Here is a 26219-nt window from a genome sequence, read left to right as displayed (position 1 = left end):
GGACAACTGTCCGGTTGAGCCCATTCTAGCGCTGGGCACGGCCGGCGTGGGCGCCCGTGACCGTTGTCACCTGCATTTCCCTTCCTGACTCTTCTGCCCGCCGGACGGTCCACCGGACGCGCTCCGGGAACGCGAAAGAAGGCTGATCATGGCCCCAGCCACCCCCTCGACGTACAGCGCCATCAGTCTGAACATCAACGGCGAGAAACACACGCTCTCCGTCGACCACCGAACGACCCTGCTCGACGCCCTGCGTGAGCGCCTCGACATGACCGGCACCAAGAAGGGCTGCGACCAGGGGCAGTGCGGTGCCTGCACCGTCCTGCTCGACGGCCGCCGGTCCGTGTCCTGTCTGCAGCTCGCGGTGGCGGCCGAGGGGCGTGAGATCACCACCATCGAAGGCATGGCCGTGGGCGATCGACTGCACCCGGTGCAGCAGGCGTTCCTCGACCTGGACGGCTACCAGTGCGGCTACTGCACGCCCGGCCAGATCTGTTCGGCGATCGCCGTGATCGAGGAGCACGCGGCGGGCTGGCCGAGCGCCGTCACCGACGACGTCCGGCCCGAAGCCGGACCACCAGCGCTGAGCGCCGAGGAGATCCGCGAGCGGATGAGCGGCAACCTGTGCCGCTGCGGCGCGTATGTGTCGATCGTCGAGGCCGTCGCCCGGGCGGCCGACGCCGAGACGCGGGACGTGACGCGGTCCGTGACGTCCGCGGACCTCTCGCGGGCCGAGGAGGCGGCGGCATGAGGGAGTTCGGATATCAGCGGGTCTTCGACGTCTCCGGCGCGGTCGCGCTGCTCGACGCCGATCCCGACGCCCGGTTCCTGGGCGGCGGCACCAACCTCGTCGACCTCATGAAGACCGGCGTCGAGCGGCCCGCCCGGCTCGTCGACGTCCGTGAACTCCCCCTGGACACCATCGAGTCGACGCGTGACGGAGGCCTGCGCATCGGTGCGACCGTCACCAACAGCGACCTCGCCGCGCACCCCGAAGTCCGGCGCCGCTACCCGGCGTTGACCCAGGCGGTGCTGGCCGGTGCCTCCGGGCAGCTGCGCAACATGGCCACCGTCGGCGGGAACCTGCTCCAGCGCACCCGCTGCGGCTACTTCGCCGACGTGACCAAGCCCTGCAACAAGCGTGTCCCGGGCAGTGGTTGCCCCGCCATCGAGGGCGAGCACCACAACCACGCGATCCTGGGCGCCTCCGACCACTGTGTGGCCACCCACCCCTCCGACATGGGCGTGGCGCTGACCGCCTTCGACGCCGTCGTGTCGTACGAAACGGCCGACGGACCGGGGGAAGTGCCGATCAGCTGGCTCTACCTGCCGGTGGGAGACACTCCGCACCGCGAGACGGATCTGCCGCCGGGCGCGCTGATCACCCATGTCACGCTGCCGCCCGCGCCGGTCGCCGCCAACTCCCGCTACCGCAAGGTGCGCGAGCGCGCCTCGTACGCCTTCGCGATCGGCTCGATCGCCGCCGCGCTGGACGTCCAGGACGGCGTCGTACGCGATGTGCGCCTCGCCTTCGGGGCGGTCGCGTCCAGGCCGTGGCGGGCCCGCGCGGCCGAACGGGTGCTGGCCGGGGCACCGGCCGACGCCGAGACGTTCGCCGCCGCCGCGGACGCCGAACTCGCGGCCGCCCGGCCGCTGCCGCACAACGGATACAAGGTGACTCTGATGCGCAACCTCGTGGTGGCCGAGCTGACCCGACTCGCCGAGGAGGCCGGCCGATGACCACCGTCACGACCGGCACCAGGGCCGTGAAGGGCGCCGTCGGAACCGCGCACACCCGCGTCGAGGGCCGCGACAAGGTCACCGGCGCGGCCCGCTACGCCGGAGAGATCCCCTTCGCCGAACTCGCCCACGGCTGGCTGGTGTTGTCGACCGTCGCCCGGGGCCGCGTCCGCTCCCTGGACACCGAACCCGTTCTCGGCATGCCGGGTGTACTCACCGTCCTGCACCACGAGAACGCCCCACGCGTCGAGACCGACTACCCGGGGCTGCTCGGGTCCGCGCCGGACCCGACCGTGGCAGTCTTCCAGCACGACCGGGTGCCGCACATGGGCTGGCCGGTCGCCCTGGTCGTCGCCGAGACCTCCGAACAGGCCCGGGAGGCCGCCGAAGCTCTCGTGGTGCACTACGAGGAGGAACCGCACGACGTCGACTTCTACGCGGGACACCCGGACGCGTACGCGGCGGAGGGCCATATGCCGGGCGTGACGGCGAAGGGCGACCTGGCGGCCGAACTCGCCGCGTCCGCCGTCGTGGTGGACGAGCGGTACACCACCCCGGAGGAACACCACAACTCGATGGAGCCCCACGCGGCGACGGCCCGCTGGGACGGCGGCCGGCTTGAAGTCGTCGACTCCAATCAGGGCACGACCTGGGTCGCGGGCGAACTGGCGAACCTGTTCTCGCTCGACCCGGCCTCGGTGTGGGTGCGGTCCGAACACGTCGGCGGCGGCTTCGGCAGCAAGGGCGTCCGACCGCACCAGGTGTCCGCGGTGATGGCGGCGACCGTCCTGCAGCGCCCGGTCCGGGTCGTCATGACCCGCCGTCAGATGTTCTCGCTGGCCGGCTACCGCAGCCCCACCACCCAGCAGGTCAGGCTCGGCGCCGACGCCGACGGGCGACTGCGCGCGCTGGACCACAGCTCGCTGAGCCTCACCTCGACCGTGCACGAGTTCATCGAGCCCAGCGCCGGCGTGGCACGGGTGATGTACGACGCCGACGCCCACCACACGGCCAACCGGGTCGTACGGCTCGACGTGCCGACGCCGACCTGGATGCGCGGGCCGGGCGAGGCGCCGGGTTCGTTCGCCATCGAGTCGGCGCTCGACGAACTCGCCGAGAGGTGCGGCCTCGACCCGATCGAACTGCGCGTCCGCAACGAACCCGACGTGGGCCCCGTGTCCGGGCTGCCGTTCAGCGGCCGCAACCTCATCGCCTGCTTCCGCAAGGGCGCGGACAGGTTCGGCTGGGCGGACCGTGATCCGCGGCCCGGACTGCGCCGCGACGGGCGCTGGCTGCTCGGCACCGGCACGGCCGCCGCGTCCTTCCCGTCCGGTGCCGCACCGTCCACGGCGGCCATCACGGCGGAGGCGGACGGAACCTTCACCGTGCGGATCAACGCGGCGGACATCGGCACCGGGGCCCGTACCGCGCTCACCCTGATCGCGGCCGACGCGCTGGAAGTGGCACCGGATCACATCCGCGTGCGCCTCGGCGACAGCGACCTCGGACCGGCGATGATCGCGGGCGGTTCGATGGGCACCCGTTCCTGGGCCTGGGCGGTCACGGCCGCTGCCGGCGAACTGCGGGAGCAGCTCGCCCTCACCGACGGCATTCCGCCGGAAGGGATCACCGCGCGGTCGAACACCACCGAGGCCATCGGTGCCCTCGCCCCGAAGGAACGCCACTCCTTCGGAGCCCAGTTCGCCGAGGTGGCCGTGGACGTCACCACCGGCGAGGTACGGGTGCGCCGCATGCTCGGCGTCTTCGCGGCGGGCCGGATCGTCAACCCCCTCACCGCCCGCAACCAGTTCGTCGGCGGAATGACGTGGGGCATCTCCATGGCCCTGCACGAGGAGGCGGTACGCGACCACCGCACCGGCGGTCACTACGGCGCCGACCTCGCCGGCTACCACGTCGCCGCGCACGCCGACGTACCGCACATCGAGGCGGACTGGGTGGACGACCCGGACCCGGACGACCCCGTCGGGATCAAGGGCATCGGCGAGGTCGGCATCGTGGGCGCGGCCGCGGCCGTCGCCAACGCGGTCTGGCACGCGACCGGAGTACGCCACCGGAACCTGCCCATCCGGCCCGACCGCGTCCTCATGGCAGGCGAGGATGCTTGACATCGGCGAGGAGCTGCACAGCTGGGCTGAGGAGGGCCGGGACTTCGCAGTCGCCACCGTCGTGGCGGTCGGCGGCAGTGCTCCGCGCGGCCCCGGCGCCGCCCTCGCCGTCGACAGCGAGGGCACGGTCATCGGTTCCGTGTCCGGCGGCTGTGTGGAAGGCGCGGTGTACGACCTCTGCCAACAGGCGTTGGCAGACGGTGGGACCGTCCTGGAGAGGTTCGGCTACAGCGACGAGGACGCCTTCGCAGTCGGCCTGACCTGCGGCGGGATCATCGACATCCTGGTCACACCGGTACGCGCGACAGCGCCCGCCCGGACGGTGTTCCGGTCGGCGCTGTCGGCCGCCGCCAGGGGTGAACCGACGGCCTTCGCACGGGTCGTCCGGGGCCCGGCCGAACTCCTGGGCCAGGCCCTGCTCGTACGGCCCGACGGATCGCACGAGGGCGGGCTCGGCGGGCACCCCGAGCTGGACCGGACGGCGGCGGCGCAGGCCCGCGCCATGCTGGAGAGCGGCAGCACGGGCACCATCGAGCTCTCGGCGAGCGAAGCGATGTGGGGGTCCCCCCGGACGGAGTCTGGGGGAGGGTCGCACTGCCCCGGCGGGATCACGCTGCTCGTCGAGTCGAACGTCCCGCCGCCCCGCATGATCGTCTTCGGTGCGATCGACTTCGCGTCCGCACTGGTCCGCGTCGGCAAGTTCCTCGGCTACCACGTCACCGTCTGCGACGCGCGTCCCGTCTTCGCCACCCGGGCCCGCTTTCCCGACGCCGACGACATCGTCGTCGACTGGCCGCACCGCTATCTGCGGGGCACCACGACGGACTCGCGCACGGTCCTGTGCGTACTCACCCACGACGCCAAGTTCGATGTGCCCCTGCTGACGGAGGCCCTGCGGATGCCGGTCGCGTTCGTCGGGGCGATGGGCTCGCGCCGCACCCACACAGACCGTGAACGCAGGCTGCGTGAAGTGGGCCTGACGGAACGGGAGTTGGCCCGGCTCAGCTCGCCGATCGGGCTCGACCTCGGCGCCCGTACGCCCGAGGAGACGGCCCTGTCCATCGCGGCGGAGATCGTCGCGGCCCGGCGGGGCGGCACGGGCGTTCCGCTGACCGGCTCGGAAGCGCCGATCCACAGAGAGCCGATCCATGGAGATGGAGAGGGGAGCGAGCGGGGCGCCGGGGTGGCCGCCTGAAGGCGTGTCAGCCCAGGCGGGAGACATCCAGCGCGATGAGGGCCACGTGCAGTTCGGTCCGGTCTTCGCCGGATTCGAGGTCGAGGTCGAGCAGCCGCTCGATGGTGTGCAGCCGTTGGTAGAGCGTCTGCCGGGACAGCTCGCCCCTGCGTGCGGCGGTGGTCTTGTTGCCGGCGGCGTCCAGGTAGTGGCGCAGTGTCGTCAGCAGGCTGGTGCCGTGCCGGCTGTCGTGGTCGATCAGTTGGGCGAGCTGCCGCTCGGCGAAGCTCTGGACGTGTGGGTCCTGGCGCAGCGCGTACAGGAGGTGCCGCAGGCCGATGTCGGACAGCTCGTAGAAGGGTTTGTCCGTGGAGTGCGGCAGGGCCGCCTCCGCGACGCGCGTCGCCTCGCGGAAGGAACGGGCCGCGCGGGAGAGGTCGGTGACCTCGGAGCCGACGCTCACGACGGCCCCCGCGTCCAGGTTCAGCGCGGTGCGGGCGAGCTGTTCGACCGTGGGCCGCCAGGACCCCGAGGGGCGCAGGGACAGCAGCACGCCCACGCGTCCGGGGGCCAGTTCGCCCACGAGGGCGGGCACGGTCACCGTCCGAAGGTCCTCGGCCAGCCGGGTCTCCAGCTCCTCGCCGCCCGGATGGGTGCGGGTCTCGATCAGGACGGCGAGGAAACGGCACTCCTCGGTGGGCAGGCCCAGCGCGGCGGCGCGCGCACGGGCCTCGTCGGGGGAGCGGTGGCGCTGCTCGGCGATGTCCCGCAGCGTGTTGCGGTGAGCGCTTCGCTCCCAGGTCGTGGCATGGATGAGACGGGCGATGGTCAGGGTCATCGCCGTCCGTTCCAGCACGGCCACGTCCTCGGGGCCGAACGACGGGGTACGTGGGGTACGGGTCGGGGCGGGAAGCATGACGACGCGGCCCCAGGGTTCGCCCCGGTACTCCACCGGTGCCACGAGCCAGTCCTCTGGACCGAGCACCTCCGTGTGGTCGCAGGCAGGTGTCGCCCGCGAACGCCGCTCCCATCCGGTGAGCGCGTCCTCAACGGTACGGCCCGAGGGTTCGCAGATCACCGCATGATGGACCAGGTTCTCCAGCACGACGGTGTGGCCGCTGGTCTCCGCCGCCGCCCGGACCACCTCCGCCGGGGAGGCCCCGCGCAGCGTCAGCGCGGTGAACGCCTCGTGGATCTGCTGGGTCCTGCGCATCGCCTGCATCTGGTTGCCGACGATGAGCGCGTGGACGACCTGGGTGACCTCAAGGAAGTTGACGTCCTTGGACAGGGTGACGAGCGGCAGACCGCGGCTCCGGCAGGCGTGCACCAGCGCCTCGGGCGGGCGGTGGTACCGGCGGACCAGTTCGATCACGAGGGCCGCGGCACCGATGTCGGCGAGCTCGTCCACGTACCGCCGCACCTCGGCGGGCTGCTCCGGCAGCGGCATACCGGTGGTGAGGACGAGTTCCCCGCCCTTGAGGAACGAGGCGGGATCCGTGAGCTCGGTGATGTGCACCCACTGGACCCGCCGGCCGAGACCGGACTCGCCCGCGACCACCCGGGGTTGCCCCGCGGCCAGCACGGGAAGCCCCAGCACGTCGCCCACGGTGAGGGGACGCCCCGTCACGGCCTCCGGCTCGTCCCCGTGCGGCGGTCCGGCCGTCCGGCGTTCCTCACTCACGGTGCCTCCATACGTGCCCGGCCACTCTGACAAGCACCCGCCACCTGCGCAAGGTCGGCCCGACGGCCGTTGACCGGGCCGTTGACGACGTGCCCGGCCTCGGGAGGTTGACACAACGTCCAAATGCCGTGCCCGGAGCGGACAGATCAGACGTTGTGACGGTCCGGCTCCCTGGAAATGCTGAAGACGCCGAGCGAGAAACGACCGAGCGACATCCGACACAGCGCCGGGAGACGAACATGACCACACTGTCGCCGCACCTTCGCCAGGCCACGCCCGTGGTTGCGGTCCGGGGAGAGGGCGTCCACCTGTACGGGGAGGACGGCCGCCGCTATCTCGACTTCACCGCCGGCATCGGTGTCACCAGCACCGGCCACTGTCACCCCAGGGTCGTGGCCGCCGCCCAGGAGCAGGTCGGCACGCTCATCCACGGCCAGTACACGACGGTCATGCACCAGCCGCTGCGGCAACTCGTCGACAGGCTCGGCGAGGTGCTGCCGACCGGGCTGGACAGTCTGTTCTTCATGAACTCCGGCAGTGAGGCGGTGGAGGCCGCGCTGCGCCTGGCCCGGCAGGCCACCGGCCGGCCGAACGTCCTTGTCTGTCACGGCGGTTTCCACGGCCGGACCGTGGCCGCCGCCTCCATGACCACCTCAGGCACCCGCTTCCGCTCCGGCTTCTCGCCGCTGATGAGCGGGGTGGTCGTCACGCCCTTCCCGACGACCTTCCGGTACGGCTGGGACGAGGAGACAGCCACCCGCTTCGCCCTCCAGGAACTCGACTACACCCTCCAGACGATCTCCTCGCCCGACGACACGGCCGCCGTCATCGTCGAGCCGGTCCTCGGCGAGGGCGGGTACGTGCCCGCGAACCGCGCCTTCCTCGAAGGGCTGCGCGAGCGGGCGGACCGCCACGGCTTCCTGCTGATCCTGGACGAGGTGCAGACGGGAGTGGGCCGCACCGGCCGCTTCTGGGGCCACGACCACTTCGGCGTCACCCCGGACATCCTGGTCACCGCCAAGGGGCTGGCCAGCGGCTTCCCGCTGTCGGGCATCGCGGCCTCCGAGGAACTGATGCGGAAGGCCTGGCCGGGCTCGCAGGGCGGCACCTACGGCGCCAACGCCGTCGCCTGCGCCGCGGCCCGCGCCACCCTCGACGTCGTACGCGACGAGAAGCTCGTCGAGAACGCGGAGGCGATGGGAGCCCGGCTGCGGGCCGGTCTTGAGGCGGTCGCGACGAACACCCCCGGCATCGGGGACGTACGAGGGCTCGGCCTGATGCTCGGCACCGAGTTCGTGACCGAGGACGGGCAGCCGGACTCCGCGACGGCCGCGCGTGTGCAACGGGCCGCGGTGGACGAGGGGTTGCTCCTGCTGCTGTGCGGAGCCTGGAACCAGGTCGTACGGATGATCCCGGCGCTCGTCGTCGACGAGACGGCGATCGACGAGGGGCTGCGGGCCTGGTCCGCCGCCGTGGAAACCGGAACCTCGGCGCCGTGAGCGCCGGTCCCGACCCTCTCAGGGGCCACGAGGCGGCGACGCTGCCGCCTCGCAGGCCCGGCTCGTCGGCGGACGACAGCACTGAGGCGCTGTCGCGGCTGCTCGTCGGCACCGCCCCCGGGATGCGGGTCGACACCGGCGGCCGGACAGCCGCCTACGCGTACGACGCCTCCAACTACCGGGTGCCGCCACGGGCCGTGGCCTTCCCCCGCTCCGCCGCCGACGTCGCGGCCGTACTGAACGCCTGCCGGGAACTGGGCATCCCCGTCACGGCACGCGGTGGCGGCACGAGCATGGCGGGCAACGCGATCGGCCCGGGCGTCGTCCTGGACTTCTCCCGCCACATGAACCGCGTGCTGGACATCGACCCCGCGGCCGGTACCGCCAGGGTCGAGGCCGGAGTGGTGCTCGACGACCTGCGGACGGCCGCGGGGCGGCACGGGCTCACCTTCGGCCCCGACCCGTCCTCGCACAGCCGGTGCACGCTCGGCGGCATGATCGGCAACGACGCGTGCGGCAACCGGTCCGTGCGCCACGGGCGGACCGGCCGCCACATCGAGTCGCTGGAGATCGTCACCGCCGACGGCGTCCACGCCATCGCCGACCACGGCGGCCTGCGCGCGGCCGATCCCACGGACACCGCGTCCGTCGAGCGAGTCGCCCGACTCGCCGACGAGATACGGCAGTTGGTCGCGGACCGTCTCGCTCTCATCCGGACCGAACTCGGCCGGATCCCGCGCCAGGTATCCGGCTACCAGCTCCAGCACCTGCTGCCCGAGCACGGCTTCGACATGGCCCGCGCCCTGGTCGGTACCGAGGGCACCTGCGCGGTCGTCGTCGCCGCGACCGTCCGCCTGGTGGAGACCGCTCCCGCCTCGGCCCTGCTGGCCCTCGGCTACGACGACGTCGTCGACGCCGCCGAGGACGTACCGGAGATCCTGCGCTGGTCACCCACCGCCGTGGAGGGCATGGACGAGGCCATCGTCGCGACCATGCGCGCCCGCCGGGGAACGGACTCCGTCACCGGGCTGCCCGGCGGACGCGCCTGGCTGTACGTCGAACTCGACGGCGACGAGGAGGAGTTGGTCACCGCCCGCGCGGCGGAACTCCTCGACGCCCTGAAGGCGCGCGGGCGGATGGCCGACGGGCGGCTCGTGGCGAGCCCGGGGGAGCGGCGGTCCCTGTGGCGGGTCCGCGAGGACGGCGCCGGTCTGGCCGCCCGCCTGCTGGACGGAGGGGAGTCCTGGCCCGGCTGGGAGGACGCGGCCGTCGCCCCGGAGGACCTGGCGGACTATCTGCGGGACTTCCGCGCGCTGCTGGCCGCGCACGAACTGACCGGTGTGCTGTACGGGCACTTCGGCGCCGGCTGCGTCCATGTGCGCGTCGACTTCGACTTCGCCACGGACACCGGCAGGGCCGCCGCCCGCCGCTTCCTCCAGGAGGCGGCCGCCCTGGTGGTCCGGCACGGCGGCACCCTCTCGGGCGAACACGGCGACGGCCGGGCGCGCGGCGAGCTGCTGGAGGTGATGTACAGCGACAGGATGATCCGGGCGTTCGCCGCGTTCAAGCACGCCTTCGACCCGGAAGGGCTGCTGAACCCGGGCGTCATCGTGGCACCTGCCGCGCTCGACGCCGACCTGGCCCTGCACGGCCCGCCGGTACCGGACGGCCGCCCGACGCTCTTCACCTTCCCGCACGACGAGGACGGCTTCGCGGGCGCCGCCCGCCGCTGTGTCGGCATCGGCCGCTGTCGCTCCGACGCGTCGGCGGGCGGCGTGATGTGTCCCAGCTACCGCGCCACCGGCGACGAGAACGACTCCACCCGGGGCCGGGCGCGGGCCCTCCAGGAGATGCTGCGCGGCGAGACCGTCCGCGACGGCTGGCGCTCGACGGACGTCCGCGACGCCCTCGACCTGTGTCTGTCCTGCAAGGCGTGCTCCACCGACTGCCCCGTGGGCGTCGACATGGCCACGTACAAGGCGGAGTTCCTGCACCAGCACTACCGGGGGCGGATCCGACCCCGCTCCCACTACTCACTGGGCTGGCTGCCGCTCACAGCGGCCCTGGCCGGGTTTGTCGCGAGGCCGCTGAACGCGCTGCTCCGCGGTCTCGTCGGCAGGCTGCTCGCGCGTGCGGGAGGCGTCACCAGGAAACGTACGATCCCCGCCTTCGCCTCCCGGCGCTCGCTGCGGTCCGCCCTGCGCACAGCCACCGCGGACAAGCCGAGCGCGCTGCTCTTCGTCGACAGCTTCACGCGCGCCTTCCGCCCTCAAGTGGCCGGGGCCACCGCACGCGTGCTCGCCGACGCCGGGATACCCAGCGCGGCGCGGGACGGTCTGTGCTGCGGGCTGACCTGGGTCAGCACCGGCCAACTCTCGGTGGCCCGCCGGGTCATGGCCCGTACCGTGGCCCGGCTCGACGGCGGACCCGACAGCGAGCTGCCGATCGTCGTGGCCGAGCCCAGCTGCGCCGCCGCGCTCAGACGCGACGTGCCCGAACTGCTCGGCACCGAGGCCGCCCGGCGGGTCGCGGCACGTGTCCACACCCTGACCGGCGCGTTGACCGACCTCGCCGCACCCGACTGGAGCCCGCCCCCGCTGCCGGAGTCGGTGCTGCTGCAGACCCACTGCCACGAGTACGCGACGTTCGGCAGCCGCCGCCCCCGCGATCTGCTGACCGGCCTCGGGGTACCCGAGGTGACCGAGGCGGAGGGCTGCTGCGGCCTCGCCGGGAACTTCGGCTTCGAGGAACAGCACTACGACACCTCGATGGCCGTCGCCGACCTGTCGCTCCGACCGCGCCTCGACACGGCGGCCGACGACTCAACGACCGTGGTCGCCGACGGCTTCAGCTGCGCCACCCAGATCGACCACCTCGGCCGGCTCGCGGGCGGCCGGGGAACCCGCGCCGTGCATCTCGCGGAACTGCTCGACCCCGCCGCCCCCGCCCGTGCCGACCAGCCTGGAGACACACCGTGAGCATCCTGAACGACGTACCCAAGCAGCTGTTCATCGGCGGCAAGTGGCTGGACGCCGAAGCCGGCGCCACGATGCCCGTGGACGACCCGGCGACCGGCGAGATCCTCTGCCGGGTCGCCGACGCGGGACCCGAGGACTCCCGGCTCGCCGAGGACGCGGCCGTCGCGGCACAGGAGGACTGGGCCCGTACGGCACCCCGCGCGCGCAGCGAGATCCTGCGCCGCGCCTACGAGATCATCCTCTCCCGCACCGACGAGCTCGCCCTGCTGATGACCTCCGAGATGGGCAAGCCGCTGGCGGAGGCCCGGGGCGAAGTGGCGTACGCGGCCGAGTTCTTCCGCTGGTTCTCCGAGGAGGCGGTCCGCGTCGACGGCGGCTACGGCACGCTGCCCGACGGCCGCAACCGGATGCTGCTGACGCGCCGCCCCGTCGGCCCCTGTCTGCTGATCACGCCGTGGAACTTCCCGCTGGCCATGGGCACCCGCAAGATCGGGCCCGCGATCGCGGCGGGCTGCACGATGGTGTTCAAGCCCGCCCCGCAGACCCCGCTCACCAGCCTCGCGCTGGCCGGGATCCTCCGGGAGGCGGGCCTGCCGGACGGTGTGCTGAACGTCGTCACCACCTCACGGGCCGACAAGGTCGTCGAGCCGCTCCTGAGGGGCGGTCGCATCCGCAAGCTGTCCTTCACCGGCTCCACGCAGGTCGGGCGGATCCTGCTCGCCCAGTGCGCGGACACCGTCGTACGCGCCTCGATGGAGCTGGGCGGCAACGCCCCGTTCATCGTCTTCGACGACGCCGACCTCGACGCCGCGGTGGACGGCGCGATGATCGCCAAGATGCGCAACATGGGCGAGGCGTGCACGGCCGCCAACCGCTTCTTCGTGCACAGCTCCGTGGCGGACGACTTCGCGGTGCGGCTCGCCGAACGCATGGGGGCGCTCGTCGTGGGCCCCGGCACCCAGGAAGGCGTGGACGTCGGCCCGCTCATCGACGACGCGGGCCGCGCCAAGGTCGAGGAACTGGTCGCCGACGCCGTCGGGCGCGGCGCCCGGGTGCTGGTCGGCGGTGCCACTCCGGACGGGCCCGGCCGTTTCTATCCGCCGACCGTGCTGGCCGGCGTGGACCCGGGCAGCCGGCTGATGGACACGGAGATCTTCGGCCCGGTGGCGGCGATCCTCACCTTCGACGACGAGGACGAGGTGATCCGCGCCGCCAACGACACTCCGTGGGGGCTCGTCGGTTACGTCTTCACCGCGGGCCTCGACCGGTCGCTGCGCGTTAGCGAGCGCCTGGAGGTCGGCATGGTCGGCCTCAACACGGGGCTCGTGTCCAACCCGGCCGCCCCCTTCGGCGGCATCAAGCAATCGGGGCTTGGCCGGGAGGGCGGCCGGGTGGGCATCGACGAGTTCCTGGAGTACCAGTACCTGGCGATGCCGGTGAAGTGACCGGTCGCGCGCCCACCTCGTGCCCGGCCCGCCGCCGCGGCCCGGGCGCGCACCGGTGCGTACGGCTCAGGGGCGCGGGTCGGTTCCCTCCAGCAGCGCCACGACGTTCTCGGCCGTCTTCCGGCCGGCCCGCTGCTTGATCAGGCCCTCCTTCGCGACGGCCCGCACATGGATCCCGGTGGCCCACTCGCCCGCGCGGGTCACGTCCACGGTGATCACCACCGGGTTCATGGAGAGGGCTCCGCCGCCGGTGAGCACCCGCAGGGTCACTTGGTCCGTCGTCGCTTCGAGGACCACCGGATGCGCACCGCGAGCCATGCCGAAGAGCAACGTGCGGACGCGTTCGAGGGTGGTGTCGAAGTCCAGCGGCAGCTCACGGTCGGACTCGCCGACGTCGTTCCTCATGAACCGGGAGGCGAACTTCCCACCGGGATTGATACTGCCGAGGGCTTCCGCCAGAAGCCTGTCCTCCGGCTGCTGCATTCCGCCTCCCTGTTCTGCGCCTGCCCGGCTTCTGTACCTGCCGGTCGAGGCAGTTCGCCAAGAGTGTGCCACCAGCCAGGGGTTTTCAACGCACATCTTTCGCCCCCTCCGCCCCTACCCATTCCCGTCCCTTTTCGGGGGCCGGCCCCCGAACCCCCGCTCCTCAAACGCCGGAGGGGCTGACCCGGCCCTGGACGGCAACGCGATGATGGCAGGTATGCGCATCCGAATCGACGCCGTCGACCTGCCAGGTCGTACCGCGCCCGCCCCCGCCGACGGGAACGTCCCGGCGTACGACAACATCCATGTCGCCGTCCAACGCCGTGACCGACCGGCCGAACTTCTCGAACCGCACCCGGGCGACGCCAAGTCGGCGACCTGGACCCTGGAGTGCACCGCGGTCACCTCACCGACCGGCACCGACATCAAGGGCCCCTACGTGCAGGACCGGCTGGGCCGCCGGTTCGTCTACCTGTCCTGGGGCACGGTCGACGAGTCCGGCGTCTTCAGCATGTTCCGCCGCGCCAAGCTCATGCTCGACGTCGTCCCGGAAGAGGTACTCGCCGCGGCCGCCCGCGACGGCCTCCTGGTGGCCCGCCTCGGCCTGACCGACGAACAGGGCGGCCCCCTGTGCGCCCGGGTCGAACCCCCGCGCATCGCATGGACCGCCGAACCGGCCGAGGCCGCCTGATCGCCCGCACACAGAAGATCCTTGCGGAGTGTCGATTCGGCGCACCGCTGTTCGTCGGTGGGGTGCAGGGGCTCACAAGGGCCTCTCCAATACCTGGAGGAAACATGAAGTACATGCTGCTGGTCTGCGGGGACGACACCGCCGACACCTCCGGCGCGGCCCCCGTCGAACCCTGGGTCGAGGAGCACGGCGTCCAGCGCGGCGTACGGCTGCACGGCCACCGCCTGCGGCTGCCCGCCGAGGCGGTCACCGTGCGGGTGCGCGACGGCGAAGTGCTGCGCACCGACGGGCCGTTCGCGGAGACGAAGGAGTACGTCGCCGGGTTCGACATCCTTGAGTGCGACAGCCTGGAGGAGGCCGTCGAGGTGGCGGCGAAGCACCCCGTCGCGAGCTTCGGGGCCATGGAGGTGCGCGCGTTCTGGGAGGACGGGAACGCCGAGGAGGAGATCCGCCGCCTGGACGCGGAACTGACCGCCGCCGGCCGCGAGCGGGACTTCGACCGGGCCATGGCCTGCTACGCGCCGGACGTCGAGGTCTTCCACCCCGTGAGCGGTCTGGAACAACGCGGGATCGAGGCCCTGCGCAAGGCCGAGGAGATGTGGTTCTCCACGCTGGCAGGGCCGGTGGAGCGCGAGGTGCTCGAATTCCGCGTACGGGTCGACGAGAGCATCGCGTTCAGCCACGCGCTCGTACGGATGCGCGCCACGCTGGTCGGCGGTGGTTCGCTGGACACCACGGCGCGGGTGACCACCGGTTACCGTGCGGCGGGCGACCGCTGGCAGATCGTCCACCAGCACACGTCCGTTCCCTTCGACGCGGGTATCACGGACGCGGGAGTTACGGGGGCCTCCGCAGCCGGATGAGGACCGGTCGAGCTTCCTCAGTCGGTCCTCAGCACCCGGTCCGCGTTGGTCACCTGCCTGCGGATGTCCTGCTTGACCGCGGCGAGTTCCCGGGTCTTCGCGTCCATCGCCCGCCGCTGGTAGGCCGCGTCGACCGAGGACCAGACGCCGATGACGTTCGTCTCGCGTTTGCACCGTACGTCCGTGCCGGCCAGGGCGATCTCGGCTCGGGTGGCCTTCGGACCCGTGAACTCGGGGGCCTTGCCCGGCGCCCGGGTCGGATCGGCGTACTGGTGGCCGTGTCGCTTCATACAGCGCGACCAGGCGCGGAAGACCTCCACCACCCGTGGATCCTTCTGCGAGTCGCCGTAGCTGCCGATGTTGATGGCGCCGACGAGCTCCCGGTTGCCGATCTTCTCGGGGTCGCCCGACAGGGCCGCCGTGGCCTCGCCCTGGCAGCCGCCCGCCGGAACGGCGCGCCCGCGTTCGTCCTCGGCCGCCGGGGTGCCGTCGTCGCGGAGGCCCGTCAGGAGGAGCATCTCCTCGGGCCCGGGCTTGGGTCCCGTGCTCTTCTCCTTGGCGCGGCTCGGTGCCGTGCCGGGTGCCGGGTGGTATCCGTACCGGGCGGCGAGCCGGGCATCCGTGATCCCGTACCGGTGGGCGGTGTTGGCCGGATTCAGCGTGCCGGTGTCGGGTGCGGTTTCGGTGGGGACGGGCCAGCGGTGGCCGAAACGCTCCATGCAGACCGCGGTGAGCACCGCCCGCGCCCGGAACAGCCGGGCGACCTGCCGGTCGGTGAACAGGTAGGGCTCGATGGGCAGGACCAGTGATCCGACGCCGAGCATCGTCGGCACACCGGTCACGGGAGGCGGACCGGATGCCGTCGGCCCCGGCTCGGCGGCCTGTCCCTCCGCACAGCCCGCGAGGGCGGCGCACAGGGCGACCGCGGCCCCGATCCGCAGTGTGCGCTGCCTGGTTCGCGCCCGCATGTGATGTCCCCTCTTGTGTGCGCGGCCGTACGAAAGGCCGGTACGAAGGCCTCGTACCGGAAGGGCTCGTACAGGAAGGGCCCGTCCGGAAGCTGTCGGACGGGCCCGAGCCTGATGTCAGCCGACGTACCACCAGCTCATCGAGGCGTTGTTGTTCCGTACACCGCTGTTGAGCTGCCGGGAGTTGCCCGGGTAGAAGTCGTCGTAGGGAGCGCTGCCGCTCGCGTTGTAGTTCTCGTTGTAGTAGATCCGCGCGGCATAACTCGCGTCGTTGTTCCAGGCGCGGTTCACGTTGTTCTTCACGCGCTGGCCGCTGCCTTCACCCCCTGCGGCGAAGGTGTGCCCGGCGAAGTCGCTGACCCAGCCCGCGTACTTGCTCCAGGAGCTGTTGCTGGACGCGCTGTAGTAGAGGTAGATGTTGCCGTCCCAGTCGGCGCGCTGGGCCTGGGCGGGCGCGGAAGCGTCGGCCTGGGCGGATGCCGGGGCGGTCGCCAGGACGGTGGTTCCGGCGACGAGAGCTGCCGCGACCGCGAGCGAACCGACCATTCGACGTGCAGTTGTCACGAAGTCCTCCGTTTGCCTACGGGCGGCGACGGAAACCGTCGGCGGCCTCCGTCGCCGTTCCCCCGTGGTACCTGGCCCTGAAGCTAGGCCGGTTCCGGGAACGCACAGGAACAGTTTCGGCCGACGCCGAAAGACCAGGGCTGGCGAAATCGGAGCTATCGCGTCCTGCGTTCATCGGCAAGAGTGGGGCGTCTGGGGTAGCAGCCTTTCGGGGGGAAGCTGATGCTGCGTATCCATTTCAGCGCGGAGGACCTCGGCCGGATCCGTCTGGCGACCGGGCCGGATCCTGCCTGGGAGGCCCTGCTCAGCCTTCATGTGCTCGGTGGTCCCGACATCGATGTCGAGTTGCGTCGATGGCGCACGCACGTCCGGACGTCGCTGGACACGGCCGCACGGCCGCTGCTTCATCTCGTTCCGCCGCGCGGGTACTCGCCCGACTTCCTGACACCGTCCGAGGGGACCACCGACCCCGAGGCAGCCGTCGACACGATCCTGTCCACCTCGCGCCTTCGCCTGCGGACGGATGTGGCGACCCTCGGGCAGCAGCGCAGACTGCCCTCCTGGGCGACCGCGCTCGCCTCGGGCCTGCCCGCGGCGAGACGTGGTCTGGGCACGGCCCTGCGCCGGTATCACCGGCAGGCGCTGCACCCGTACTGGACACAGATCAGCTCCTCGGTGGACGCCGAACGGGCTTTGCGTGCCAAGGCGTTCCTGGCCGGCGGGACCGACCGGCTGCTGAGCGGGCTGCACCCCACGGTGCAATGGCGTGCGCCGGTCCTGCAGGTGTCCTATCCCGAGGACCGGGACGTCCACCTCCAGGGGCGCGGACTGCGGCTCGTGCCCTCGTACTTCTGCCGGGGGAGGCCCATCGCGCTGCGCGACGGCTCCCTCGCCCCGGTGCTCGTGTATCCCGTGAACCGCGGCATCGACTCCTTGCGGCCCGGCGGTGCAGTGGGGAGAGCGAGCGCACTCGACCGGCTCCTCGGCCGCACCCGGGCGGCGACCCTCGCCACGATCGCGGAGGTGGAGAACGCGACCGGCAACGAGATCGCCCGCCGGCTGGCCATCTCACCCGCGTCGGTCAGCGAACACGCGACCGTGCTGCGCGACGCGGGCCTGATTCACAGCCTGCGCGTCCGCAACACCATGAGGCACACCCTCACGCCGCTGGGCACGGAACTCCTGGACGGCCGGGCGGCACGGCCGGTCGACGCCACAGAGCAGGACGACGCGGACGGCGCGGCTGGAGCGCTTGCACGGTCGATCAGATGAGCAGCTTGGGCTGTTAGGGGGGAGAGAGGCGGCGGCGGACAGAGGCGTCGGAGGCCGACGCATGGAGCCCCGCCCGGCGACTGGCTGTCGGCGCCTGGTGGTACGACGACTGCCCGTACGGCGTGCTCGTACTCGCCGGTCCTCCGCCGAGGCTGTCGCGGCGCCCTGATCGGCTGTTTGGAGCAGGTGCGCGAGCGGTGAGTCGCACACGACCCGATGCTGAGCGTGTCCTGCCCCGTCTGCCCGGGAATGAAGATGCCGCTTCAGCACCACCCTCGTCTGCGCCTGTGCCTGGTCACCGTGCTGGCCGCCGCCTCCATCGGCGGCGGAACGCTCCCCACGGCCGCCGCCGCTCCCGGCGACGGTTCTCGCGACCATCCGGACCAACTGCAGCGACAGGTCGACCAACTGGTCGCCGCTCCGGGTGGCCCGCCAGGAGTGGTGGTCCTCCTGCAGAGCGGCGACAAACGTCGTGTGCTGCGCGCCGGAGTCGCCGACCTGGCGACCGGCCGCCCGATCGGACCCCGCGACCACACCCGGATCGCCAGCGCGAGCAAGGCCTACAGCGGCGCGGTGGCCCTGCGTCTCGTCCAGCACGGCGCGCTGGACCTGGACGACACCATCGGGGCACGACTGCCACAGCTGCCCCGGGCCTGGGCCAAGGTGAAGCTGCGACAGCTGCTCCAGCACACCAGCGGTCTGCCGGACTACAGCCGGGATCCTGAGTTCCTGCGCCTGCTCGCTGCCGACCCCCGACGCCACTTCGACTCGCGGCGCCTGCTCCACTTCGTCCGTGACAAGCGTCTGCTGTTCCGCCCCGGCTCCCAGTACCGCTACTCGAACTCGGACAACATCGCCGTCGCCCTCATGGCCGAAGCGGTGACCGGCGAACGCTACGAGACACTGCTCCGCAAGATCGTCTACCGGCCCCTGGGCCTGCACGACACCAGCCTCCCGCAGGGATACGAGATGGTGCGGCCCTTCATGCACGGCTATGACGTCAGCGAGGTACCGCCGCTGGACGTCAGCGAGTTGATCGGCGCCTCCGGAGTGTGGGCCTCGGGCGGGATCATCTCCACACCGCACGACATGAACGGCTTCATCCGCGGCTACGCGAGCGGCGCCCTGACCTCCCCGGCCGCGCTGAGCGCACAGCGCCGATGGGTGGACGGCGCCTCCGAACCGGCCGGCCCGGGCCGCAACAAGGCGGGGCTCGGCATCTTCCGCTACGCCACCCGGTGTGGCGTGGTGCTCGGGCATACCGGGAACACCCCCGGATACACCCAGCTGCTGGCCGCGACACCGGACGGCCGACGCTCCCTCACCGTCTCGCTCACCACTCAGGTGAACCAGACGATGGCCCCTGACCTGCTGCGGAAGGTCCGCGCGATGGAGGAATCGGCCGTGTGCGCGCTGCAGCGCATGAGGTGACCGCCGGAGGGGGGCCTCACCGGCCCCCATGCGCGATGTATTGACATGTTCCTGTTGCAGTGCCTCTATGGGAGCGCTCCCACGTTTCTTCTGATGCTCAGGTTTCTTGGCGCTCACTCCCTGGAGTCGCAGTGAGAACAACAAGAAGCACCACACGGCGCACGACAAGAAGCACGACAAGCAGCACGACCAAAAGCGCGACCAAAAGCGCGACAAAACGCACGGCGACCAGCGCGAAACGAGCGAGCCGCGTGGCCGCCGCCTTCCTGACCCGACTGGTCACCCTCCTCGGGCTCGTGGCTCTCGGCGTCCTGGGCCCGGCGACGGCCCACGCCCAGTCGCCCGGCGCCCTCGCCACCGGCCTCCATATCAGCGACGGCCGCCTGGTCGAGGGCAATGGCAACGACTTCATCATGCGCGGCGTCAACCACGCCCACACCTGGTACCCGGGCGAGACGCGGTCGCTGGCCGACGTGAAGGCGCTCGGCGCCAACACCGTCCGCGTCGTCCTCTCCAACGGTCACCGCTGGACCAGGAACAGCGCCGCCGACGTCGCAGCCGTCGTCGCCCAGTGCAAGGCCAACCGGCTCATCTGCGTCCTGGAGGTGCACGACACCACCGGATACGGAGAGGACGCCGCGGCCGGCACGCTCGACCAGGCGGCCGACTACTGGATCGGCCTCAAGGACGTACTCGTCGGTGAAGAGAACTACGTCATCGTCAACATCGGCAACGAGCCCTGGGGCAACACCAACCCGGCCGGCTGGACCGACCCCACGATCGCCGCGATCAAGAAGCTGCGCAACGCCGGATTCGAGCACACGATCATGGTGGACGCGCCCAACTGGGGCCAGGACTGGCAAGGCGTCATGCGAGCCAACGCCCAGTCCGTGTACGACGCCGACACCACCGGCAACCTGATCTTCTCGATCCACATGTACAGCGTCTACGACACCGCCCAGGAGATCACCGACTACCTGAACGCCTTTGTCAACGCCGGACTCCCCATCCTCATCGGTGAGTTCGGCGGACCGCCCGACCAGTGGGGCGACCCGGACGAGAACACCATGATGGCGACGGCCCAGCAGCTCGGGCTCGGCTATCTGGCCTGGTCATGGAGCGGCAACACCGACCCGATCCTCGACCTGTCGATCGGCTTCGATCCCAACCGGCTCAGCTCCTGGGGCCAGCGCATCTTCAACGGCGCAAACGGCATCGCCCAGACCTCCCGGGAAGCGACCGTCTTCGGCGGCGGCAACCCGGGGGACACCCAGGCCCCGACCACGCCCGGAACCCCGACCGCCTCCGCGGTGACGGCCACCTCCCTCACCCTCAACTGGACCGCTGCCACCGACAACGTCGGCGTCACCGGCTACGACGTCGTCCGCGTCAGCGGCGGCTCCGAGACCACGGTCGCCGCCTCCACCACCAACACCGTCGCCCTGACGGGCCTGACCGCCGACACGACGTACACCTTCGCCGTGTACGCCCGTGACGCGGCCGGGAACCGCTCGGGCCGCTCGGCCACGGTGAACGTCACCACCGACGAGGGCGGCGGCACGCCCGGTGTGGGCTGCTCGGTCGGTTACCGCGTCGTCGGCGAGTGGCCGGGCGGCTTCCAGGGGGAGATGACCATCCGCAACACGGGCACCACCGCCATCAGCGGCTGGACACTCACCTTCGCCTTCGCCAACGGCCAGACCGTCACCAACATGTGGGGCGGGACCCCCACCCAGAGCGGCGGCGCGGTGAGCGTCACCCCCGCCTCCTACACCGCCACCATCCCCGCCGCCGGCTCGGTCACCGTCGGCTTCACCGGCAGCAAGGGCGCCACCAACACCGCTCCGACCGCGTTCAGGCTCAACGGCACTACCTGCGCCACCACTTGATCCGTCGTCAGCTCTGCCGGTGGGGGCCGCCGGCAGAGCTGACGGTCCGGCAGGCCCGTTCCCGGCCGAGGGCTGTCAGCCCGGCTTCTCGCCGGTCTCGCAGATGAGGCGGGCGATCTCGCGCAGTTTTATGTTGCGGTCCTGAGACGCCTTCTTGAGTACTTTGAAGGCCGTGTCCTCGGTCAGTCCGTGGCGCTCCATGAGGATGCCCATGGCCTCGCCGATCTCGTGCCGGGTCTCCAGGGCGTGGCCGAGCTGCTGATGCGTACGGGCCGCGGAGAAGGCCACGGCCGCGTGCGAGGCGAGGATCCAGCCGGCACGCTGAGCGGCCTCGTCGAAGGTGCCCGGCTGTCGGGAGTACACGTTGAGGGCGCCGAGATCGTCGTCCTCGGTGAAGAGGAGAAAGCCCATCGCGCTTCCCATGCCCAGCTTGTTCAGCTCAGGGGCGAAGCGGGGCCAGCGGGCGTGGGGTTCGCGCAGGTCCTGGATGGTGTAGACCTGCTGGCGGTCGGTCACGGCGTCGAAGCAGGGGCCCTCCCGCAGATCCTGCTGGATCCGGTCCGCGCGGCGCACGAGATCACTCGTCGCCGCCAGTGCGTGCACCTCACCCCGCCGCACAGTGAGGATGCCGGCGTGGTCGCATCCGTTGATCAGAACCGTCGCGTGCTCCACGATGCGGTCCAGGGTGTCCTGCGCCGAGTCCTGGGCCAGCAGATCCCGCGCCATCTCCGCCAGAGCGACGGCGAACCGCTCCCAGACCTCGGCCGGCTCATCCGCCATGTGTCACCCGCTTATGTGGTCGAAGCGCCCTCGCCGCTCCGCTGGGGGCCATCTTGCCACCCGGGCGTCCGCACCGCGTGGCGCGGGCCCGACCTGTCCGGCGGAGCGCGATCACGCCTGGGACTCCTGCGCCACACGCCGCTCGGTGGCGTCGATGTAGTCGTGGAGGACCTGGCGGGTGCGAGTGAGCGTGTCGATGTGTTCGTCCAGCCCCCGCAGGCGCGCCCGGAGGGTGTCCAGGAGCTCCGGACAGGGTTCGAGATCGGGGGCCGTGCCCGTGACGCAGGGCTGCAGGTACCCGATCTCCTCGGTCGACAGTCCGGCCTCGAGCAGCCTCCTGATCTGGGCCACGGTCAGGACGGCGTCGTCCGGATACTCGCGGTAGCCGCTGGTGCCGCGGCCGGGCTCCAGCAGCCCCTGGGCCTCGTAATAACGCAGCTGATGAGTGCGGACCCCGGTCCGCCGGCTCAACTCCCCGATCAGCACGCCGATTCCCCCTTGACCTTCATACCGGTGTGAACGTTGACGATTCTGCCATGACCACCGACTCACCCAGGGGGAACACATGACACAGCACAATGCCGACCGCACGCCCGTGACGGTCATCGGACTGGGACTGATGGGCCAGGCACTGGCCGGAGCGTTCCTGCGCGACGGGCACCCCACGACCGTGTGGAACCGCACGGCTGCGAAGGCCGAACCACTGGTCGCGCGGGGCGCGACCCTCGCGGACTCGATCGGCGACGCCGTCGCGGCCGGCGAGCTCGTGGTCGTCTGCCTCACGGACTACGACGCCGTGCACAAGCTCCTCGATCCGGTGGGCGAAGCCCTCGACGGCCGGGTCCTGGTGAACCTGACCTCGGGCACCTCGGCGCAGGCCCGCGAGACGGCCGAGTGGGCGGCGCGGCACGGCAGCGCCTACCTCGACGGCGTGATCCTGGCAGCCGCTCCGGGCATCGGCACGGCGGACGCCATCCTCGTCTACAGCGGGCCCAGGCCGGCCTTCGACCTTCACGAGCCCACCCTGCGGAGCCTGGCCGCGGCAACGACGTACCTGGGTGAAGACCACGGCCTGTCGGCGCTGCACGACATGGCGGTGCTGGGCGTGATGTGGGGCATCCTGAACGGATTCCTCCAGGGAGCCGCGCTGCTCGGGGCGGCAGGAGTGGACCCCGCGGGGCTGGTCCCGCTGGTGAGGCAGGGGATCGGGATCGTGACCGACTGGCTGCCCGGCTACGCGCAGCAGATCGACGAGGGCAGCTACCCGGCCCTCGACGCCACCCTCGACACCCACCGGGCCGCGATGGAACACCTCGCCCGCGAGAGCGAGTCCCTCGGGGTCAACGCCGAACTGCCCAGGTTCATCCAGGCCCTGGCCGACCGGGCCGTGGCCGACGGACGCGGCGGTGACGGCTACGCGGCGATGATCGAGCAGTTCCGCAGGCCCTCGGGAGCGCGGCCGTGACCGACCGCCTGCTCCGCCCCGCCGGGAATAGCCGGCCCGCGGTCGTGACTTGGCCCTGGACATGACCGCCACACCATTCGACCCACGCACACTGCTCGCGGAGAGCCGACTCGGCGTTCTCGCGACGATCAAGTCGGACGGCCGCCCCCAGCTGTCGCCCGTCATGCCCTTCTACGACCGGGAGGCCGATGTTCTCCACGTCTCGATGACCGAGGGACGCGCCAAGACGGCGAACCTGCGCAGGGACCCGCGAGCGGCACTGGAGGTCACCGGCCCCGACGGCTGGTCATGGGCGACAGCCGAGGGCACGGTGACCCTCACCGGGCCGGGAACCGACCCGCACGGTCCGGAGGTCGAGGCGCTGGTGGACTACTACCGGCGCGCCTCCGGTGAGCACCCTGACTGGGACGAATACCGGTCGGTGATGGTGACCGACCGTAGAGTGCTCATGACGATGACGGTCACCCACGTGTACGGCGCCAGGATCCGCTGAAGGCGCCACGGCGGGCGCCGCCCGGAGCGGGCTCGGGCGGTTCACCCACCGCCGGAACGGCCTCGCAGTCGGACCCCGTCCCCCACCGTGACGCGCGGGGCTTGAAACCGAGGGGCGCGGGCCTGAAACCGAGGAGTGGTATCCCGTAACCGGGACACCCGTCGGTGACGAGGGGCCGGACGAGCGGCTCCGGAGAGTTCTCCGGAGCCGCTCCGGCCGTGTTGTCAGTGCCCTCCGCAACAATGCGGAGCAGCGAGAACATCATCGTCCCGGCGATGTGATCGCACCCGTTCGACGAAAGGCCGCCCGTACATGACGCCCACCCCCCACCGCCGAGCCGTGCCGCGCACCCTGGACGGAGACCGCTGATGAAGCTCCGAGCCGTCCCGCGCACACCCGCTCCGCTCGGCCCCGGCGGTGCCGAGGTGCTGCGTCTCATCACGGTGCAGCGAGTTCCCGTCTGGCTGACCGTGCACGCCAACGGCCGTCGGCGGTACGGCTACTGGCAACCCCTCAGTTCCGGTGTCGGGCTCGGCGTCTGCCATGTGGCCCTGCCCACCGACGAGTGCGACGCGCTGCAGGCGGCGGGCCGGATCGTGCTGGGGGACCCGGTCGTGGACCCGGCGAAGACCACGTACCCCGTGCGGCCCGTGCTGCCGGGCGCCCCGCCCGCGGCAGGTACACCACGTCAGACCCGGCAGGCGACCCGCCAGGCACTCACGGCGTGAACCGAGGGACTCTCGCCGCATCGCAGCTCCAGACGGCCGAATGCTGAAGCAGGAAGGCGGTGCCCCTCGGGAGGGTGTCGCCCGGCCCCTACCGGGGCGAGAGCGGCACGACGGCAGTGATGCGCTTTCCTCCGGCGTCGAGCTCCGAGATCGTGATGTCGCGGGCGAGATGGCAGACGATCGGCCAGCCGTGGCCCCCGACCCGCATGAAGCCCCGCTCGTCGATGTGCTGTGCCGATGTCGGCAGTTCCTCGCTGCGGTCGCTCACCGACAGGCGTACGTCCCAGTCGTCCAGCGTCACCTCGAACTGGGTGACGCCGCCGCCGTGCAGCATCGCGTTGGTGGTGAGCTCCGAGGCGACGAGCAGGGCGTCGCCGACGGCCTCGTCACCGGCCACGATGTCGCGGCTGCGGGATCGTCGTGCGCCTTCGAAGGCGTGCCTCACCGCCTCGCGCACCTCGGCCGGACTGCGCGGTCCCGGTGAACGAGACCGGCCGGGGACCGTCACCGTGTCGATCGGGTGCGTCCGGTGCTCCCCGCACATTCTTCGCTCCTTCGCCTTGAAAAGACCTGAAAGTCGGCAGGCCCGCCGCAGCGCGCGACGGGCCCTGCGGAATTGATGATCACCATCAGTGCCGGAATATGTCCTTCGTCTTTTCCTTGGCCTGGCGGGCGTCACCCTTGGACTGCTCGGCCCGGCCCTCGGCGGTCAGCCGCTCGTTGCCGACCGTGCGGCCCGCAACCTCCTTGGCCTTGCCCTTGGCCTGCTCAGTCTTGGCTCGTGCCTTCTGGTTCCTGGCCACTGGGGATCACGTCCTCACTGCTTCGGCGGTGCGCTCTACTATTACGGCTGACCGGGGAAAGCCCGTCCAAACACGGGTGGGTCGAGAATTCGGCGGGCTTCCCCCGAAGGGCCGAATCATTCCTGACCCGGAAAAGGATTCACCGAATTTCACAGAACGAGGAGACGTGAGGGATGGGGACCGCTGAGCACGTTCCGCAGACGCGGGACATGATCGGGGAGGAGCTGTCCGGCGACGAGGCGCTCACCGCGCTGCGCCGCTACGGGGGCCGTCGCCTGCTGGTGGACGCGTTCTCCCGCTTCCGCTACGCGGACGGCTTCACCAGTGCACGCTCCCTCGGCTTCCAGGTGGTCCTGGGCATGGTGCCCTTCACCATCGCCCTGGTGGGCGTCGCCACCACCGTCCACACCGAGAGCGTCGGCCGGATCATCGAACTCACCCTCAGCCGGATCGTGCCCGGCGCCAGCGCCGAACTGGTCGAGGACGCCCTGGCCGAGACCGAGCGCAGTGCAGGGTCCGGGATCTGGAGCGCCCTGGCGATGTGGCTGGGCCTGGCCTTCGCCGTACTCAACCTGGCTTCGGCCATGGCCCAGGTCGAAAGGGGCGCCAACCGCATCTACGGGATCGAGCGCGACCGTCCGCTTCTGGCCAAGTACGGCCGGTCCCTGCTGCTCGCCCTCGCGGCGGGCATGCCGATGGTCCTCGGGTTCCTCGTCCTGGTCGCCGGTGACGCGGTGGGGGAGTCGGTGGTCCAGGCCCTCGGCTGGTCGCGCGACAACCTCGACTGGTGGGGGCCGCTCCAGGTGCCGCTGGGCGTGGTGTTCGTCTGGGTCGCCTCGGCGGTGATCTTCCGCTGGGCTCCCCGCAGGGACCAGCCGGGCTACACCTGGCTCGCCTTCGGCTCGGCGGTCCATCTGGTGCTGTGGGTCACGGCCACCTGGCTGTTGGCGTTCTACGTCGCCAGCAGCGGGTCCTTCGGTGCCGTGTACGGACCGCTCACCGCCTTCGTCGCCCTGCTGCTGTGGGCGAACCTCACCGGTGTCGCGCTCTTCCTCGGCGTCGCCTTCGCCGCCCAGCTCGAAGCCGCCCGCGCCGGAATCACCGACGCCGTGAAACCGGACCCGGGGCCCGGCCCCTGATCTCCTC

General features: G+C 71.4%; 24 protein-coding genes. 16 read left to right on the top strand and 8 right to left on the bottom strand.

Annotation, left to right across the window (positions count from 1 at the left end; all coding sequences use genetic code 11):
* The first annotated feature begins 148 nt into the window (after positions 1–148).
* Genes JEQ17_RS05240 through JEQ17_RS05225 form a run of 4 tightly spaced genes read left to right on the top strand, consistent with a single transcriptional unit; the run spans position 149 to position 5061 of the window.
* Complete coding sequence (locus JEQ17_RS05240; RefSeq protein WP_234048079.1) at positions 149–751, top strand: (2Fe-2S)-binding protein; 603 nt, start codon at positions 149–151, stop codon at positions 749–751.
* Positions 748–1740 carry an FAD binding domain-containing protein gene (locus tag JEQ17_RS05235; protein ID WP_200394096.1) on the top strand — a complete coding sequence of 331 codons (993 nt, stop codon included), beginning with the start codon at positions 748–750 and terminating at the stop codon, positions 1738–1740. Before JEQ17_RS05240 ends, JEQ17_RS05235 begins: the two co-directional genes overlap by 4 nt.
* Entirely contained in the window at positions 1737–3866 is a 2130-nt protein-coding gene (locus tag JEQ17_RS05230) for a xanthine dehydrogenase family protein molybdopterin-binding subunit (RefSeq protein ID WP_200394095.1), read from the top strand. Before JEQ17_RS05235 ends, JEQ17_RS05230 begins: the two co-directional genes overlap by 4 nt.
* Entirely contained in the window at positions 3859–5061 is a 1203-nt protein-coding gene (locus tag JEQ17_RS05225) for an XdhC family protein (RefSeq protein ID WP_200394094.1), read from the top strand. Before JEQ17_RS05230 ends, JEQ17_RS05225 begins: the two co-directional genes overlap by 8 nt.
* A 7-nt stretch (positions 5062–5068) precedes the next feature.
* Here the strand turns inward: JEQ17_RS05225 and JEQ17_RS05220 are convergent, their stop codons facing one another.
* Positions 5069–6721, bottom strand: coding sequence for a PucR family transcriptional regulator (locus JEQ17_RS05220; RefSeq protein WP_200394093.1), 1653 nt, complete (start codon positions 6719–6721; stop codon positions 5069–5071).
* A gap of 239 nt (positions 6722–6960) precedes the next feature.
* Here JEQ17_RS05220 and JEQ17_RS05215 point away from each other — a divergent pair, with 239 nt between their 5' ends.
* From JEQ17_RS05215 to JEQ17_RS05205, 3 genes are all read left to right on the top strand, one after another.
* Positions 6961–8220 carry an aspartate aminotransferase family protein gene (locus JEQ17_RS05215; protein WP_200394092.1) on the top strand — a complete coding sequence of 420 codons (1260 nt, stop codon included), beginning with the start codon at positions 6961–6963 and terminating at the stop codon, positions 8218–8220.
* Positions 8221–8342: 122 nt separating this feature from the next.
* Positions 8343–11198 (top strand): FAD-binding and (Fe-S)-binding domain-containing protein, encoded by a 2856-nt coding sequence (locus JEQ17_RS05210; RefSeq protein ID WP_200401306.1) that lies wholly within the window; start codon positions 8343–8345, stop codon positions 11196–11198.
* Between the two features lie 5 nt (positions 11199–11203).
* The gene (locus JEQ17_RS05205; protein WP_200401307.1) at positions 11204–12643 is read left to right on the top strand and encodes an NAD-dependent succinate-semialdehyde dehydrogenase; all 1440 of its coding nucleotides are present in this window, start codon (positions 11204–11206) and stop codon (positions 12641–12643) included.
* 66 nt (positions 12644–12709) lie between these two features.
* Here the strand turns inward: JEQ17_RS05205 and JEQ17_RS05200 are convergent, their stop codons facing one another.
* Positions 12710–13126, bottom strand: a complete 417-nt coding sequence (locus JEQ17_RS05200; RefSeq protein ID WP_200394091.1) for a hypothetical protein — start codon at positions 13124–13126, stop codon at positions 12710–12712.
* Positions 13127–13343: 217 nt separating this feature from the next.
* Here JEQ17_RS05200 and JEQ17_RS05195 point away from each other — a divergent pair, with 217 nt between their 5' ends.
* A complete protein-coding gene (locus tag JEQ17_RS05195) occupies positions 13344–13817 on the top strand; it encodes a DUF5990 family protein (RefSeq protein WP_234048078.1) in 474 nt (157 codons plus the stop codon).
* A gap of 104 nt (positions 13818–13921) precedes the next feature.
* The gene (locus JEQ17_RS05190) at positions 13922–14680 is read left to right on the top strand and encodes a nuclear transport factor 2 family protein (RefSeq protein ID WP_200394089.1); all 759 of its coding nucleotides are present in this window, start codon (positions 13922–13924) and stop codon (positions 14678–14680) included.
* Positions 14681–14697: 17 nt separating this feature from the next.
* On the opposite strand, the gene JEQ17_RS05185 is transcribed toward JEQ17_RS05190, so the two are convergent.
* Positions 14698–15648 carry a hypothetical protein gene (locus JEQ17_RS05185; protein WP_200394088.1) on the bottom strand — a complete coding sequence of 317 codons (951 nt, stop codon included), beginning with the start codon at positions 15646–15648 and terminating at the stop codon, positions 14698–14700.
* A gap of 117 nt (positions 15649–15765) precedes the next feature.
* Positions 15766–16212, bottom strand: coding sequence for a hypothetical protein (locus JEQ17_RS05180; RefSeq protein ID WP_234048077.1), 447 nt, complete (start codon positions 16210–16212; stop codon positions 15766–15768).
* Positions 16213–16434: 222 nt separating this feature from the next.
* On the opposite strand from JEQ17_RS05180, the gene JEQ17_RS05175 reads away from it, so the two are divergent.
* From JEQ17_RS05175 to JEQ17_RS05165, 3 genes are all read left to right on the top strand, one after another.
* Entirely contained in the window at positions 16435–17484 is a 1050-nt protein-coding gene (locus JEQ17_RS05175) for an ArsR/SmtB family transcription factor (RefSeq protein WP_200394087.1), read from the top strand.
* A 255-nt stretch (positions 17485–17739) separates the two neighbouring features.
* Complete coding sequence (locus JEQ17_RS05170; RefSeq protein WP_200394086.1) at positions 17740–18915, top strand: serine hydrolase domain-containing protein; 1176 nt, start codon at positions 17740–17742, stop codon at positions 18913–18915.
* A gap of 251 nt (positions 18916–19166) precedes the next feature.
* Positions 19167–20804 carry a cellulase family glycosylhydrolase gene (locus JEQ17_RS05165; protein ID WP_234048076.1) on the top strand — a complete coding sequence of 546 codons (1638 nt, stop codon included), beginning with the start codon at positions 19167–19169 and terminating at the stop codon, positions 20802–20804.
* 75 nt (positions 20805–20879) lie between these two features.
* Here JEQ17_RS05165 and JEQ17_RS05160 read toward each other — a convergent pair whose 3' ends face one another.
* Positions 20880–21584 carry a GAF and ANTAR domain-containing protein gene (locus JEQ17_RS05160; RefSeq protein ID WP_200394085.1) on the bottom strand — a complete coding sequence of 235 codons (705 nt, stop codon included), beginning with the start codon at positions 21582–21584 and terminating at the stop codon, positions 20880–20882.
* Between the two features lie 111 nt (positions 21585–21695).
* Positions 21696–22070 (bottom strand): MerR family transcriptional regulator, encoded by a 375-nt coding sequence (locus tag JEQ17_RS05155; protein ID WP_200394084.1) that lies wholly within the window; start codon positions 22068–22070, stop codon positions 21696–21698.
* 79 nt (positions 22071–22149) lie between these two features.
* Between JEQ17_RS05155 and JEQ17_RS05150 the strand changes: the two genes are divergently transcribed.
* The 3 genes from JEQ17_RS05150 to JEQ17_RS05140 all read left to right on the top strand — a co-directional run bounded on the left by JEQ17_RS05150 (position 22150) and on the right by JEQ17_RS05140 (position 24270).
* Positions 22150–23049, top strand: coding sequence for an NAD(P)-dependent oxidoreductase (locus JEQ17_RS05150; RefSeq protein WP_200394083.1), 900 nt, complete (start codon positions 22150–22152; stop codon positions 23047–23049).
* A 61-nt stretch (positions 23050–23110) separates the two neighbouring features.
* Complete coding sequence (locus tag JEQ17_RS05145; RefSeq protein ID WP_200394082.1) at positions 23111–23542, top strand: PPOX class F420-dependent oxidoreductase; 432 nt, start codon at positions 23111–23113, stop codon at positions 23540–23542.
* Between the two features lie 368 nt (positions 23543–23910).
* Positions 23911–24270 carry a hypothetical protein gene (locus tag JEQ17_RS05140; protein WP_200394081.1) on the top strand — a complete coding sequence of 120 codons (360 nt, stop codon included), beginning with the start codon at positions 23911–23913 and terminating at the stop codon, positions 24268–24270.
* A gap of 88 nt (positions 24271–24358) precedes the next feature.
* Here JEQ17_RS05140 and JEQ17_RS05135 read toward each other — a convergent pair whose 3' ends face one another.
* The gene (locus tag JEQ17_RS05135) at positions 24359–24814 is read right to left on the bottom strand and encodes an ATP-binding protein (RefSeq protein ID WP_200394080.1); all 456 of its coding nucleotides are present in this window, start codon (positions 24812–24814) and stop codon (positions 24359–24361) included.
* Positions 24815–24899: 85 nt separating this feature from the next.
* Complete coding sequence (locus tag JEQ17_RS05130; RefSeq protein ID WP_200394079.1) at positions 24900–25073, bottom strand: CsbD family protein; 174 nt, start codon at positions 25071–25073, stop codon at positions 24900–24902.
* A gap of 173 nt (positions 25074–25246) precedes the next feature.
* On the opposite strand from JEQ17_RS05130, the gene JEQ17_RS05125 reads away from it, so the two are divergent.
* Positions 25247–26212, top strand: a complete 966-nt coding sequence (locus JEQ17_RS05125) for a YihY/virulence factor BrkB family protein (protein ID WP_200394078.1) — start codon at positions 25247–25249, stop codon at positions 26210–26212.
* Positions 26213–26219 lie beyond the last annotated feature (7 nt).

It is taken from the genome of Streptomyces liliifuscus, assembly GCF_016598615.1.
Taxonomy (GTDB): domain Bacteria; phylum Actinomycetota; class Actinomycetes; order Streptomycetales; family Streptomycetaceae; genus Streptomyces; species Streptomyces liliifuscus.
The sequence above is the reverse complement of the archived record's forward strand: the minus strand, read 5'-3'. Positions and strand labels throughout refer to the sequence as shown.